Source organism: Pseudomonas sp. ANT_J12 (genome assembly GCF_008370045.1).
GTDB lineage: Bacteria > Pseudomonadota > Gammaproteobacteria > Pseudomonadales > Pseudomonadaceae > Aquipseudomonas.
Genome location: NZ_VOBN01000006.1, coordinates 221,241 through 234,895 on the forward strand (window position 1 = coordinate 221,241; position 13,655 = coordinate 234,895).

Here is a 13,655-nt window from a genome sequence, read left to right on the forward strand (position 1 = left end):
ACAACCACAAGAGAAGGTTTCCATGACTCAATTCACGTTCTCCCTTAAGGCTCTGATGTTGGCCGCTGCTCTGGCGTTACCGGCGATGGCCTTCGCTGCCGAACCGGCCATGATGAAGGGCGGCATGATGGTCGATCACAAGGGCATGACCGTTTACACGTTCGACAAGGACAGTGGCGGCAAGTCCATGTGTAACGCGGATTGCGCCAAGAACTGGCCGCCGATGATGGCGCCGGCGGGTGCCAAGGCTGAAGGCAAATGGACGGTCATCAAGCGTGATGACGGCATGATGCAATATGCCTACGACGGCAAGCCGCTCTACACGTTTGTGAAGGACGAAAAACCTGGAGAGATGAAGGGTGACGGCATGAAAGATGTCTGGCACGTCGTTCACGAATCGCAGAAGTAAGCGCTTCGCCAGGTCGTTAAAGATCGCGGCTTGCGGCAACGCCTACGGATATACACCTGTAGGCGCTGCCGCAGGCTGCGATCTTTTCGCTTTTTATCAACGCAACGCGTAATCCAGCACAATCCCCACGAAAATCGCCAACCCGGCCCAGTGGTTGTGCAAGAACGCCTTGAAGCAACGCATTCGGTCCTTGCCCCTGGTGTACCAGAACTCCCAGGCAAAACACCCGGCGGCGGCCAGCAACCCGAGATGGAACCAGCCGCCAAGCTGGAACTTCGACCCGGCCAGCAGCAGGCTGCCCAACGCCAGACCTTGCAACGTCAGAATGATGACCCGGTCCGCATCACCAAACAGAATCGCCGTGGACTTCACGCCGATCTTCAAGTCATCGTCGCGGTCGGTCATCGCGTAATAGGTGTCGTAGGCCACCGTCCACAGCAGGTTGGCAATCCACAGCAGCCAGGCTTCTGGCGGCAGCGAACCGGTCTCGGCCGTGAACGCCATCGGCATGCCCCAGGAAAACGCCGCGCCCAGTACCACTTGCGGGTAGTAGGTGTATCGCTTCATGAACGGGTAACTAAAGGCCAGCGCCAGACCGCCCAGCGATAGCCAGACGGTTGCCGCGTTGGTGCACAGCACCAGCAGAAAGGCGATGCCCATCAGCACGGCAAAAAACACCAAGGCCTCTTTGGAACTGATCTTGCCGCTCACCAGTGGCCGCTGCTCGGTGCGTTTCACATGGCCGTCGACCTTACGGTCCGCCCAGTCATTGATCACGCAACCGCCCGCGCGGGTCAGCACCACGCCAAGCACGAAAATCACGATGTTGGCCAATGACGGCGAACCCTTGCCGGCAATCCACAGCGCCCACAGGGTTGGCCACAGCAGCAGGTAAATGCCGATCGGCTTGTCCATGCGCGTCAGCTGAATGAAATCCCAGGCCCGGGGATTCAAGCGGTTCAGGGACTTGAGCAGGCGGGTGTACATCAACGGTTCTCCGGATGGGCGCGGGCGGCGAGCCATAAGGTCGGCAGGAAAATCTCGGCCACCAGCACGCTCAAGGCGCCACGGTCGAAACGCGAGCGGCGGCCCCACAGCTCGGGCGCTCGGGACTCCAGCGGCAACCATTCTTGAGGATAGTGACAAACCTCGATGGCCTGGCGCTGGAACGCCCGATCGCAAAACAACAACTCGCCCAACGACCGGCTGCCCAATTCATCCATGTGCAACCCATCGCCCTGCAACGCACTGCGCGCCGCCACACTGCGGGCAAACACCCAGGCTTCGCCATTGCCGCGCAGGTACACCTCGCGTACCCAGCCTTCGCTGCCTTCTTCCAGTTCCAGCGCCGCGCATTCGTCGGCGCGCAAGGCTTGCCAGCCTTCGAATAATGGCGTGACGCTGAAGCGGTCATTCGACAAACCAATCAGGCGCCGGGTCAGGGAGCCTTCGTCGAACAGCCAGTCGAGGGTAGACGCGTCGGGGAGGGGAGTGAGTCGGCTTTGGGGGAGCCAGAACAGGGATTTTGAGTGCGGCACAGTGAGTCATTATTGGCAGCAAATGAGGCGGCGAGCTTACCATGGCAGCCGGCGATTTTGATTGAGTCGACCCGACCTTGCATCGAACAGGCTTGCATCTGCCGGGTTCGATCAGTACAAAACGCCCTGAGCCGGACGGCAACGCTTTACCCATCGACCGTTCGCGCCGGCAAACGCCTGAATCCCGAGGAAGTAACTGAATGAAAAAGTGGCAATGTGTGGTCTGCGGCCTGATCTATAACGAAGCCGACGGCTGGCCGGATGACGGCATCGCGCCGGGCACCCTGTGGCAGGACGTGCCGGAAGATTGGCTGTGCCCGGACTGCGGCGTGGGCAAGATGGATTTCGAAATGATCGAAATCAACTAAGACAAAAGAGGAGAAGGGAATGAACGCACCTGTCGTGATCGTCGGTACTGGGCTGGCTGGCTACAACCTGGCCCGGGAGTTTCGCAAACTCGATGGCGAAACCCCGCTACTGCTGATTACCGCCGATGACGGGCGTTCCTACTCCAAGCCGATGCTCTCCACCGGCTTCGGCAAAAACAAGGACGCCGACGGCTTGAGCATGGCCGAGCCGGGCGTCATGGCCGAGCAGTTGAAAGCCGAAGTGCGCACCCACACCCGCATCAGCGGCATCGACCCGGGCCACAAACGCCTGTGGATCGGCGAGGAAGCGGTGATCTACCGTGACCTGATCCTGGCCTGGGGCGCGGAAACCGTGCGGGTACCGATCGAAGGCGACGGCGCTGATGCGGTGTTCCCGATCAATGACCTGGAAGACTACGCCCGCTTTCGCGCCGCGGCGGCCGGCAAGCGCCGGGTATTGCTGCTCGGTGCCGGCCTGATCGGCTGCGAATTCGCCAACGACCTGATCCTCGGCGGTTACGAAGTGCAACTGGTCGCGCCGTGCGAACAGGTCATGCCGACTTTGCTGCATCCGGCGGCCGCCGCTGCGGTCCAGGCCGGGCTGGAAAGCCTCGGTGCACGCTTCCACCTCGGGCCGGTACTCAACCGGTTGCAGCGGGTGGCGGACGGACTGGAGGCACATCTGTCGGACGGCCAGGTCATCCCGTGCGATGTGGTGGTCTCGGCCATTGGCCTGCGGCCGCGCATTGATCTGGCGGCTGCCGCAGGTGTCCAGGTCAATCGCGGCGTGGTGGTCGACCGGCACCTGAAGACGTCCCACGCCAATATCTACGCCCTGGGCGACTGTGCCGAGGTCGATGGGCTGAATTTGTTGTACGTGATGCCCCTGATGAGCTGTGCGAGAGCGCTGGCACAAACCCTGGCGGGAAACCCTACGGCCGTGAGTTATGGCCCGATGCCGATCACCGTGAAAACCCCGGTCTGCCCGTTGGTGGTTTCGCCGCCTCCACGGGGCGCCGAGGGCGTCTGGACGGTCGAGGGGCAGGGCGCCGACATCAAGGTCCTGTGCCGCGATGACTCGGGCAAATTGCTCGGTTATGCCCTGACAGGCGCGGCGGTGATGGAAAAACTCGCATTGAACAAAGAGCTTCCGGCCCTGCTGGCGTAAATACCGGTCGTTCTGTCGGATTCACCCCGCTTTTGCCCCTACAAAGGTCGCGCCGAGACTGGCGCGGCTCTTCCGTGCGTGCCATCCTCACTCCCGTCTGCCGCAGAGTAGAGCACCTGCGGCGCCTTGGGCGCTGTTCCAACGAGAACAGCACGGACATAACAACAAAAAACCGTCAAAGGGGCTTCACTAATGCGTAAACCAGAACTCGCCGCTGCAATCGCTGAAAAAGCAGACCTCACCAAAGAGCAGGCCAACCGCGTACTCAACGCCGTTCTCGAAGAAATCACCGGCGCTCTGCACCGCAAGGACAGCGTCACGCTGGTGGGCTTCGGTACCTTCCTGCAACGCCACCGCGGTGCCCGCACCGGCAAAAACCCGCAAACCGGTGAGCCTGTGAAAATCAAGGCCAGCAATACCGTCGCCTTCAAGCCAGGCAAGTCGTTGAAAGACAGCGTCAATCCATAATTGCGGCGAACTCCCTGAGTAGCGGGGAGAACCGTATTGAAAAATGGGCATATCGATTGCGGTCGGATGCCCATTTTTTATGGGCGTGCGTATTCCGATGAGGTGTGATGGGGTGGTTTGACCAACGCAAAGCCAATCAACTTTCCCTCGAAAGTCCACTGTCCTGTTGAGGTTCCAGATCAACAAGGCGCGTGTCGGGACCGTTGGCTTTCAGGCGTTCGGTAACCACTTTCGGCCACAAGTTGCGGGAACGGCGTTTAGCGAGGCTGTAGGTGAGTTCTTGAATTCGATCCTGTGGGTAGAGCAGTGGCTCAAGTAGCAGTTTTGCTACATCGCTGCTCTGTAAATAGTTTTTGCCACCGGCGTCTTTCTTCGCCTGTTTCAACTGCGCCAGGGTGTGTTTGAAGCTGTCGCTCATTTTGAATCTCACCGCTAACTGGCTTTTTACAAACGCATCCGACTCACTGTGATTACCGTGCTCATCGAAATAAGGGCCATTGTTCATATAGGAGCGGATGTACTCCCAAAAACCTCGGAATAACCGACAATGCCGACTGCGCCGCCATTCCTGCTACCGGCGAACCACCCTCAACAATTGCCACACTGCTAAAAATCCCACCGGCATTGATGACGATGTGATGCCCACCAGCCGTGAGCGTCAGGCTCATGCCCGCCTCGATCACCACGTTCGCGGCGGTGACATGCGCCTGCGGCCCCGCCTGAATCACCAGCGTGCCAGCCGCTGTCATGCTGCTGTTGCCGCTGATGCTGATCAGTTCATCCCCGCCGATCACCGTGTTGCGCAGGCCTTCGGTGGTGTGCAGTTCGTCACCCTTGATCAGGCTGGCGCTGTGCTGGTCCACCTGCTCAAAACGGTCGCCACCAATCAAGCTGTGACTGTCGCGGGTAATTTGTTCGCGGCGGTCGTGGCCGATCTGGGTGGCGCTGTCATTGAGGATCAGTTGCTCGATGTCGCGTTGCGCCCGCAGGTAGATTTTTTCCTGCCCGGCGCGGTCTTCCAGCGACAGCTCGTTGTAGCCACCGTTGTGTGGCGAGCTGTGGCTGCGCAGCACGGTTTTGGTCTTGTGCTCGGGCAAGGTGTAGGGCACAGAGGTCACTTTGTTGGCCACACAACCGGTGATCAGCGGCCGATCCGGATCGCCTTCCAGAAACGTGACCACGACTTCCATGCCGATACGCGGGATAGTCACCGCGCCGAACTCCTGCCCCGCCCAACTCGAGGAAACCCGCAGCCAGCAGCTGCTTTTTTCGCTGTTGAGTTCCGCGCGATCCCACGGCAGTTCGACCTTCACCCTTCCATATTCATCGCAATAGATCTCTTCACCGGGCGGTCCGGTGACGCGGGCGGTCTGGCTCACCAGTTGCGTTGTTCGCGGGCACAACGGCGGACGGAAATGCATGTCCCAGGGAATGGCGCTGAAGCGGTTGCGGTAGCCTTGGGTGAAGCCGTCCTCGGGGTTGACGTCGCTGGTGACCGACTCCTCCAGCACCTGAGGCTGTCGGCCGGTGTGGGTCACGCTGAGCAACAGCCACAGACCGTTGTGGGTTTTACGCGGGTGTTCGGTCAGGTCGAAGAAGTGACCGCTGCGCAGGCATGGCTGATCGCTCTGGCCTTCGGCCACTTGGTAATCGCAACGGTGCCGCTCCAGCGCTTGCCGGGCGAGTTGCCTGCCGCGTTTTTCGTTCTCGATCAGGACGGGGTAGCGATAGTCTTCGAGCTCGGGGCTGAACTCGGCGGTGAAACGGCTTTCCAGCAACAGGCTGGGGCGCCGGAAATCGTAGTCCCGGCGCGTGGTGGTGCTGGTGCGGGTGCGAACACCGGAGGCGAAGTGGCTGACCACCGGATGCTCCGCGACCATCCCTGAATCTTGCTGATACGGGGTGGCGCCCAGCTTGGGGAAAAAGGTCTGGTCGTCGGTGAACACCAGCACATGGCCCTCGGGCGAATGCTGGTGATGCCAGGCGATACCGTCCTCGCCGCACAGGCGCTGGACGAACTCGAAGTCGGATTCGCCGTACTGCGTGCAGTAGTCGCGCACGGGGCTGGTGCTGACATGAAAGGTGAACGCGTCGCTCTGAATGCCGTGCCCTTTAAGCACCTGCGCGATGATCTGCGGCACCGTCAGGTGCTGGAAAATCCGCCGGTCGTGACTGAACTGCAAATAGTGCAGCGCCGGCACCAGGGTCAGGTGATAACGGGTCAGGCGCTTGCCGGCGTCCCCCACCCAGACGTCCTCGATACGGCCGTGAAGCCCTTCGCCCTTGAGGCCGAACTGCAGAAACGCCAGTTGACTGAGCAGGCTTTCAATATCGAAATCCGGGTGCTCGCTGACCAGCTCAACGCGGATGGCATACAGGGTGCTGATGGCTTCGCTGCCGTCGAAGGCCAGTACCTTGAAATCGTGACGAACAGCGGGGATGTGAAGCGAAAAATGCGCCGCATTGGCCGGCCCGAACATACGCTTATCCTTAAGCTGAAGAGGAAAAAAGCGCGATATCCAAACCGTCCATGGTTTGTGCACGCGAAAACTGGCGGGCACGTTATCAACGGGGAAAGAGGATTAATGTAGGAGGAATCTTTGAATAAAGTGAGAGCCTTCCGGGTTTAAAGTGGGCGTGTGTTCCTAGGACACGATTGTGTAAGTTGCGTGCAATTGGACGATAACTCCGTGCAATTGCCCTTCACATGACAGCATTGGACGCATTTGTTGAAACATAAAAATGCCATCACTTTAATGGCGTTTTTTAATTGGCAGTTGTCTTTCATCAAATTGAAGGTCTGTCGCAGTAACTTTTCGGAAGAATCCTACATTCATCTTTTTCAATTCTTGTCATGCTTTGCGCCCACATCGTTGACGGAAACGCCAATGATTGCTGGGGATTTGCGCGAACGCTCTGGAGCAGGGGTTGCGGGTCAGCAGGTCAGCAGAGGGAATATTAAAGTGATATCAGGGGATACCCTTACAAATATAGGGCTATCTCCTACACGAGGCACTGAACTGCTCGTCTTGTTGTTTAATCGGATGCTTGCTAGTGGCCATCATCGTGAGTACGATGCGCCAACTTGAAAGAGCACGAACTCAATTGGATGAGTCCCATCGCAGCTCTTTGATACTGTCCGCCGCCGTTGAAACTCCGATTGGCGTGTGACCGTAATCCTAAATAAAGGCCATGGATGTCCTACTCAAGCAAGCTTTCCGCCCATTACCTTGAACTCGCAAAAGCCTCTGTTTCCAAAGAGAATTTCGCGGGCGAGGATGTTCGCTTTTCGAGCGAATATGAGGCCCTGGAAAGCGAGCTGGCCAAAGCCCAGTCGATGCATGAAGCCGGTCAGATCGACTGGCTGAAAATCCGTGAAAACAGCGAAAACCTGCTACGTACCCAGTCCAAGGATTTGCGGGTCGGCGCCTGGCTGACCTGGGCTTTGTACCAGCGCGAATCCTTTCAGGGGCTGCTGGCGGGCCTCGGTTTGCTGCATCATTTGTCGGAAAATCACTGGGCCGAAGTTCACCCGAACAAGGCACGTACCCGCTCCGCGGCCATCAGTTGGTTGGTGCCGCGTCTTGAGCAAGTGCTGACCGAAAATGTCGCGATCAAAGAGCAGTTGCCGATGTTCCGCCGGATGGTGGAGCACCTGGAAGGTCTCGATGCCGCTTGCACCGAGCACCTGGGCGATGACGCACCGTTGCTGCTGCCGATCTCTCGCCGCCTGAAAAACATGGTGCAGCGCGCCGCCGACAACCAGCCGGAACCCGGTGTGGTCGGGGCTGCCGTGGCCCAGGTCAAGCAAGCCGCGACCCAGCTGTTCACCCCCGGCGCGCCAATCGATAACGAAAAAGAAGCCCACAAGGCTTTACGCGCCCAGCAGGAAAACGCCCGTCCGTTGTGCGCCTGGTGGCTCAAGCAGAAAGCCACCGACCTGCGCGCCCTGCGCCTTAATCGCACGCTGCTGTGGCTGCCCATCGACGCGGTGCCCGAGCGCAACGCCGAGCAGATCACCATGTTGCGCGGGTTGCCGGCGGACAAGCTCAAGGCCTATCAGGATCGCTACGACCAGGCCAAATACGCCGACCTGCTGGTAGAACTGGAGGCGAGCCTGGCGAAGGCGCCGTTCTGGTTCGATGGCCAACGAATGGTCTGGGAATGCCTCCAGGGCCTGAACGCAGAGATGGCTATGCGCGAAGTGGAAATCCACTTCGCGCTTTTGATTCAGCGCCTGCCCGGCATCATCGAATTGCGTTTCCATGACGGCGCGCCGTTTGCCGACCCGGCCACCCGTGCCTGGGTCAGCGCCCACGTCATGCCGCACCTGCAAAGCGCCAGTGCGCCGCGCAAGGTCGAAGTTGTCGACAACCAGCCGGCCTGGGAAGTGGCCTTGGAAGAAGTCCTGCCCATCTTGCGCAAGGACGGCCTCAAGGCCGCCGTGCAAATCCTCAAGCAGGGCCTGCAAGGTGCCCAAGGTGGGCGGGCGCGATTTTTCTGGCAGTTCGCCCTGGCGCGGCTGTGCTTCATGGCCAAAAAGTACGAACTGGCCAGGACCCAACTCGAAACCCTCGACCAAACATTACAGGACTCAGGCCTGAACGCCTGGGAGCCCGATCTTGCGCTGGAAGTGCTGCATTTGCTGCATAGCTGCTGTGAGTTGTTACCGCAGAACCATGCAGTGCGTGAACGCAAGGAAGAGATTTATCGCAGGCTGTGCCACCTCGATCTCGAAGTGGTACTCGAATAGGCCCCAGGGCCACAACCGCAAGGAGAAAAGCCATGGCCAAAGAAGGCTCGGTAGCCCCCAAGGAACGCATCAACGTCACCTTCAAACCTGCCACCGGTGGTGCACAGGAAGAGATCGAACTGCCGTTGAAACTACTGGCAATCGGTGACTACACCCACCGCAAGGACGAACGCAAAGTCGAAGATCGCAAGCCGATCAGCATCGACAAGATGACCTTCGACGAAGTGCTGGCCAAGCAAGAGCTGAGCCTGACGATGAACGTGCCGAACCGTCTTCAGGAAGAAGGCAGCACTGAAGAGCTGGGCGTGCAACTGCGCGTCAACTCGATGAAGGACTTCAACCCGGCCTCGCTGGTCGAGCAAGTGCCTGAGCTGAAGAAACTGATGGAACTGCGCGACGCGCTGGTGGCCCTCAAAGGCCCGCTGGGTAACGCGCCTGCGTTCCGCAAAGCCATCGAAGGCGTTCTCGCCGACGACGAATCCCGCGGTCGCGTACTGGGTGAGCTGGGCTTGAACGCCGCCGCCCAGGACGCCTGAGTCTCTATCAGCCAAGGAAGCCAACACAATGAGCACTAGCGCAGCACAGCAAAAGAGCAAAGAGAGCGGCGAATACAGCATTCTCGACAGCATCATCGCCGAAACCCGCCTGACGCCGGACGACGAAGCCTACGACATCGCCAAGCGCGGCGTGTCGGCCTTCATCGAAGAGCTGCTCAAGCCGCAGAACAACGGTGAGCCGGTCAAGAAGGCCATGGTCGACCGCATGATCGCCGAGATCGATGCCAAGCTCAGCCGTCAGATGGACGAAATCCTGCACCACCCGGACTTCCAGTCCCTGGAATCGTCGTGGCGTGGTCTGCAGTTGCTGGTCGATCGCACCAACTTCCGCGAAAACATCAAGATCGAAATCCTCAACGTCTCCAAAGAAGACCTGCTGGACGATTTCGAAGATTCGCCGGAAGTGATGCAGTCGGGCCTGTACAAGCACATCTACACCGCTGAATACGGTCAGTTCGGTGGTCAGCCTGTGGGCGCGATCATCGCTAACTACTACATGTCCCCAAGCTCGCCGGACGTGAAGCTGATGCAGTACGTGTCCAGCGTTGCCTGCATGTCTCACGCGCCGTTCATCGCGGCGGCCGGCCCGAAATTCTTCGGTCTGGAAAGCTTCACCGGCCTGCCGGACCTGAAGGATCTGAAAGATCACTTCGAAGGCCCGCAATTCGCCAAATGGCAGAGCTTCCGCGAGTCGGAAGACTCCCGTTACGTTGGCCTGACCGTGCCGCGTTTCCTGCTGCGTAACCCGTACGACCCGGAAGAAAACCCGGTCAAATCGTTCGTGTACAAAGAAACCGTCGCCAACAGCCACGAGCACTACCTGTGGGGCAACACGGCCTACGCGTTCGGCACCAAGCTGACCGACAGTTTCGCCAAGTTCCGCTGGTGCCCGAACATCATCGGCCCGCAGAGCGGTGGCGCGGTTGAAGACCTGCCGTTGCACCACTTCGAAAGCATGGGCGAAATCGAAACCAAGATTCCTACGGAAGTATTGGTTAGCGACCGTCGTGAATACGAATTGGCCGAGGAAGGCTTCATCTCCCTGACCATGCGCAAAGGCTCCGACAACGCGGCGTTCTTCTCCGCGAGCTCGGTGCAGAAGCCGAAGTTCTTCGGCATCAGCGCAGAAGGCAAGGCCGCAGAGCTGAACTACAAGCTCGGCACCCAACTGCCGTACATGATGATCGTCAACCGCCTGGCTCACTACTTGAAAGTGCTGCAGCGCGAGCAACTCGGTTCGTGGAAAGAACGTACCGACCTCGAGCTGGAACTCAACAAGTGGATCCGCCAGTACGTGGCCGACCAGGAAAACCCAAGCGCCGAAGTCCGTGGCCGTCGTCCACTGCGCGCTGCCCAGATCATCGTCAGCGATGTCGAAGGCGAGCCTGGCTGGTACCGCGTCAGCCTGAACGTGCGCCCGCACTTCAAGTACATGGGTGCCGATTTCACCCTGTCGCTGGTTGGCAAGCTGGACAAAGAGTAAGCGGAGCTAACTCATGACTGGATACGGCAGCCTTTTCGAACGCCTGGGTGGCGACGCGGACAAACGCGTCGGCTGGAGCCGCGAGGTCTCCGCCATGGCGTCCGTGGCTGCCCATCTGGCCAAGATGCTCAGCACCCGTGCGGGCAGCGTGCAAACGCTGTCCGATTACGGGCTACCCGATCTCAATGACATGCGTCTGAGCCTGCACGACTCCCTGAGTCAGGCCCGTCTGGCCATCGAAAATTTCATCGAAGCCTACGAGCCACGCCTGAGCAACGTGCGTGTCATTTCCCTGCCGCGTGACCACGATCAGCTTCGCCTGTCCTTCAGCATCGAAGGCCTGCTGGAAGTTGATGGTTTCAAGCGCCAGGTTACGTTTGCCGCCCGCCTGGATGGCAGCGGTCAAGTCAAGGTCAGCTAAGGCATGCAATGGACAATTCCGAAGCAGGATGCAGTGGTCATGACGGGGCGTAGGGCGTTGCTGCTCATAGCCTTGGCGGCCGTTGCGGCGGTTTCAGGCGCCTGCTACGTGAAAATGGCGGCGGCGCGGCTGGCGCATGTCTATTCCAAGACCTGGAACGATGCCGGGACGTGCTACATCAACTCGTACATTCCCCAGTACTCGGCCCTGGGGCTGGCCGGACAGATTGTCCGGATATTCACCAGCGAAGCGTTTTTCAGGGTGTACGCAAAGGACGGCACGTTGTTGAAGTCGTCCGAATGGTTGCTCTGGCAGAACGAATTCACCGTGGATGAGCGCTCACAGTGGGTGGGTGGCCGTGCGATCTACCCGACCGTGAAAGGCTACGAGAGCTGGAATGTTCCAGCGTGTCGGTGAGCAATGAGTCGTCACACCATGGGTAACGTCGCTGGCGCAAAACCCGATTCGTTCCACCTATCCGTGAGCCGAAATGGCAACGGTCAAGTCAAGGTCGACTAAGGAGACCCGTATGTCCGGCAAACCCGCAGCACGCCTTACCGACCCCACCGCTTGCCCGGTCTCCGGCCACGGCACCAACCCGATCGCCGCCGGTTCCGGCGACGTCTTCTTCGACGGCCTCGCGGCCGCCCGCCAAGGCGATGCCTCGGCGTGTGGTGGTGCGATGTCGGGTGGGTTGGCGACGACGGTTTTGATCAACGGTAAAGCGGCGGCGACTGTGGATTCCGTCGGGACGCATGGCAACAAGGTTACGGCGGGTTCCGGGACGGTGATTATCGGGAATTCGCATTCTCCGGTGCCGTTTGTGGCGCCAATTCCACTGATGCTTTTCTCTCATTGCCAGCATGTTGTGATGAAAGACCAGGACGGCAATCCATTACAGGGGATTCCGTATCACATTAAAAATGCCAAGGGAGAAATTGTCTCGGGACAAACAGATGCCATGGGAAGAACTCAAATGGTTGGAGGCAAGGAAGGCGAGAGCTTTGATTTTCATCCAGCCATCGACGGGGTTCTGCTATGACTGCGGAAGTTCTCTCGATGTTGTATGTCTCCTCGGTGGCTCTAACTCCAAAAGCCGATCCGGTTGGGAAAGAAGTAGTCTTGAAGGTTTTTTGGCCAACTACGAAGTTATGGTCAGACGCTGATATCGCGGCCTATCACGATGAGGCGCCGATGATTGCAGAAAGACTAATTAATGAGAAGTATTGGAATAAAGACGGGGAGGTAAGCGACTACAAGTTTACCTGCGAGGATTTTGCAATACGCGTCTTGGTAGAGTTTTCCAGTAAGCGCGGGCTGCCGGTAAAACTTAAGACCGGTGTCAGAGCTTATAAAAACATGGAGAACTATAGCGCGGCTGCACATGATCGATATGCCTCGAATATGTACGGTTTCGCCGAAATGGTCATGCTGACCTACGGCGCACGTGAGATGCAAAACACCGTAGAAAACACCACGGCAGTAGCTACAGTCGAAGATTTGAAGCCCGGCGACATTCTTGCTCAGGCGCTTGACCGGCCGATGATGACAACCGCCCATCATATTCAAATGGCCGTTTCCGTGACCAGTGACCGGATAGATATACGCCAAGGAAATACCGATGCCGCCATTGTGTGGCCGTTTACTTGGGGGGTAAAACTAACAGGGAAAGATATGGCTGATCCCCAAAGTGGTGGATATGTGGGCCTTCCTGTTCAGAAAGGTTATTTCACCAAAGACGTATCTGGCTGGGCTTATCATAATTTGGATAAGGGAACCACACGGGAAGATTTTTTAAAGGCCTTCGAGTTTTATCGCTGGAATTTTATTGGCTTTAATAAGGAGTGAACATGGAAGGCTACTTCTCTGGAATGGTAGATAACAATTATTTCGGGTTGTTGGCGATTTTTTGTTTTGTAGTTGGAGTTGCGGGTCTGGTCCCTCGTATCAGGGTAAAAAAGTCTTATAAATTTTTTAATTTTTTGTGCGTTATGGCGATTCCGGCAATGTACCTGCTGGGACTTTATTACTTGACTCACTCTGAGGTCTGATGACGTTGGAGGCATCGCAGTGATCTGGGTAAAACGCTTCCTCATGGTGGTAGGGCTCCTGGCCTGCATCGCCAGTGTGTTGGTCGTTTCCCAGATGGATTTTTCAAAGGCTGAGCCTCGGGTGTTGAGTGAGTACCCCAATGCGAAATGGCGCGGCGGTGCCGATGGTGGGCAGTACATCGAAGTCACCCGCTCCGAGCCGCCTTATTACTTCGTTCAGGTTCGCAACGACGACGGCTCGTTATGGGACGAAGGTTGGCTCAAGTTTGGCGAGAAAAACGGCGAGCCGCTCACGGCGAATGATGTGGTCGTGTTCACTGGGGAGGGCGTTATTTACCTCCAGCAATGCAAGGTGCTCAGTGCCGACCGGGCCAAGGCTGAACAGACGCGGTGCTGATGTTTTTTTACAGGATGAAAGGGAAGAGGGATCTTGGGTGAT

Annotated in this window: 18 protein-coding genes; 14 read left to right on the plus strand and 4 right to left on the minus strand. The window is 58.2% G+C overall.

Features of this window, described 5'->3' with window-relative positions:
* The first annotated feature begins 22 nt into the window (after positions 1-22).
* Positions 23-409, plus strand: coding sequence for a hypothetical protein (locus tag FQ192_RS15830; protein ID WP_149659432.1), 387 nt, complete (start codon positions 23-25; stop codon positions 407-409).
* Positions 410-505: 96 nt separating this feature from the next.
* Here the strand turns inward: FQ192_RS15830 and ubiA are convergent, their stop codons facing one another.
* Together ubiA and FQ192_RS15840 are read right to left on the minus strand one after the other, a co-directional pair.
* Positions 506-1,396, minus strand: coding sequence for a 4-hydroxybenzoate octaprenyltransferase (ubiA, locus tag FQ192_RS15835; protein ID WP_149659433.1), 891 nt, complete (start codon positions 1,394-1,396; stop codon positions 506-508).
* Positions 1,396-1,947, minus strand: a complete 552-nt coding sequence (locus FQ192_RS15840) for a chorismate lyase (protein WP_149659434.1) — start codon at positions 1,945-1,947, stop codon at positions 1,396-1,398. Before FQ192_RS15840 ends, ubiA begins: the two co-directional genes overlap by 1 nt.
* A 200-nt stretch (positions 1,948-2,147) precedes the next feature.
* On the opposite strand from FQ192_RS15840, the gene FQ192_RS15845 reads away from it, so the two are divergent.
* The 3 genes from FQ192_RS15845 to FQ192_RS15855 all read left to right on the plus strand — a co-directional run bounded on the left by FQ192_RS15845 (position 2,148) and on the right by FQ192_RS15855 (position 3,951).
* Positions 2,148-2,315, plus strand: coding sequence for a rubredoxin (locus tag FQ192_RS15845; RefSeq protein ID WP_007954349.1), 168 nt, complete (start codon positions 2,148-2,150; stop codon positions 2,313-2,315).
* A 19-nt stretch (positions 2,316-2,334) separates the two neighbouring features.
* Positions 2,335-3,483 (plus strand): NAD(P)/FAD-dependent oxidoreductase, encoded by a 1,149-nt coding sequence (locus FQ192_RS15850; RefSeq protein WP_149659435.1) that lies wholly within the window; start codon positions 2,335-2,337, stop codon positions 3,481-3,483.
* Between the two features lie 192 nt (positions 3,484-3,675).
* Positions 3,676-3,951: an HU family DNA-binding protein gene (locus tag FQ192_RS15855; RefSeq protein WP_003213368.1), complete on the plus strand. Its 276-nt coding sequence runs from the start codon at positions 3,676-3,678 to the stop codon at positions 3,949-3,951.
* Positions 3,952-4,087: 136 nt separating this feature from the next.
* Here FQ192_RS15855 and FQ192_RS15860 read toward each other — a convergent pair whose 3' ends face one another.
* Together FQ192_RS15860 and FQ192_RS15865 are read right to left on the minus strand one after the other, a co-directional pair.
* Complete coding sequence (locus tag FQ192_RS15860; protein ID WP_149659436.1) at positions 4,088-4,369, minus strand: hypothetical protein; 282 nt, start codon at positions 4,367-4,369, stop codon at positions 4,088-4,090.
* A gap of 61 nt (positions 4,370-4,430) precedes the next feature.
* On the minus strand, positions 4,431-6,431 hold the full coding sequence (locus FQ192_RS15865; RefSeq protein WP_149659437.1) for a type VI secretion system tip protein VgrG: 2,001 nt from the start codon (positions 6,429-6,431) through the stop codon (positions 4,431-4,433).
* Between the two features lie 249 nt (positions 6,432-6,680).
* Here FQ192_RS15865 and FQ192_RS15870 point away from each other — a divergent pair, with 249 nt between their 5' ends.
* From FQ192_RS15870 to FQ192_RS15915, 10 genes are all read left to right on the plus strand, one after another.
* A complete protein-coding gene (locus FQ192_RS15870) occupies positions 6,681-7,040 on the plus strand; it encodes a hypothetical protein (RefSeq protein ID WP_149659438.1) in 360 nt (119 codons plus the stop codon).
* Between the two features lie 107 nt (positions 7,041-7,147).
* Positions 7,148-8,704, plus strand: a complete 1,557-nt coding sequence (gene tssA, locus FQ192_RS15875) for a type VI secretion system protein TssA (RefSeq protein WP_149659439.1) — start codon at positions 7,148-7,150, stop codon at positions 8,702-8,704.
* A gap of 32 nt (positions 8,705-8,736) precedes the next feature.
* Positions 8,737-9,240, plus strand: coding sequence for a type VI secretion system contractile sheath small subunit (tssB, locus tag FQ192_RS15880; protein ID WP_149659440.1), 504 nt, complete (start codon positions 8,737-8,739; stop codon positions 9,238-9,240).
* Positions 9,241-9,268: 28 nt separating this feature from the next.
* On the plus strand, positions 9,269-10,744 hold the full coding sequence (gene tssC, locus FQ192_RS15885; RefSeq protein ID WP_149659441.1) for a type VI secretion system contractile sheath large subunit: 1,476 nt from the start codon (positions 9,269-9,271) through the stop codon (positions 10,742-10,744).
* A gap of 13 nt (positions 10,745-10,757) precedes the next feature.
* Complete coding sequence (tssE, locus tag FQ192_RS15890) at positions 10,758-11,165, plus strand: type VI secretion system baseplate subunit TssE (RefSeq protein WP_133835348.1); 408 nt, start codon at positions 10,758-10,760, stop codon at positions 11,163-11,165.
* A 3-nt stretch (positions 11,166-11,168) separates the two neighbouring features.
* On the plus strand, positions 11,169-11,582 hold the full coding sequence (locus FQ192_RS15895) for a hypothetical protein (protein ID WP_256672288.1): 414 nt from the start codon (positions 11,169-11,171) through the stop codon (positions 11,580-11,582).
* A 112-nt stretch (positions 11,583-11,694) separates the two neighbouring features.
* A complete protein-coding gene (locus FQ192_RS15900; protein ID WP_149659442.1) occupies positions 11,695-12,207 on the plus strand; it encodes a PAAR domain-containing protein in 513 nt (170 codons plus the stop codon).
* On the plus strand, positions 12,204-13,013 hold the full coding sequence (locus FQ192_RS15905; protein WP_149659443.1) for a hypothetical protein: 810 nt from the start codon (positions 12,204-12,206) through the stop codon (positions 13,011-13,013). Before FQ192_RS15900 ends, FQ192_RS15905 begins: the two co-directional genes overlap by 4 nt.
* Before the next feature lie 2 nt (positions 13,014-13,015).
* Positions 13,016-13,216: a hypothetical protein gene (locus FQ192_RS15910; RefSeq protein WP_149659444.1), complete on the plus strand. Its 201-nt coding sequence runs from the start codon at positions 13,016-13,018 to the stop codon at positions 13,214-13,216.
* 19 nt (positions 13,217-13,235) lie between these two features.
* A complete protein-coding gene (locus FQ192_RS15915; protein ID WP_149659445.1) occupies positions 13,236-13,613 on the plus strand; it encodes a hypothetical protein in 378 nt (125 codons plus the stop codon).
* Positions 13,614-13,655 lie beyond the last annotated feature (42 nt).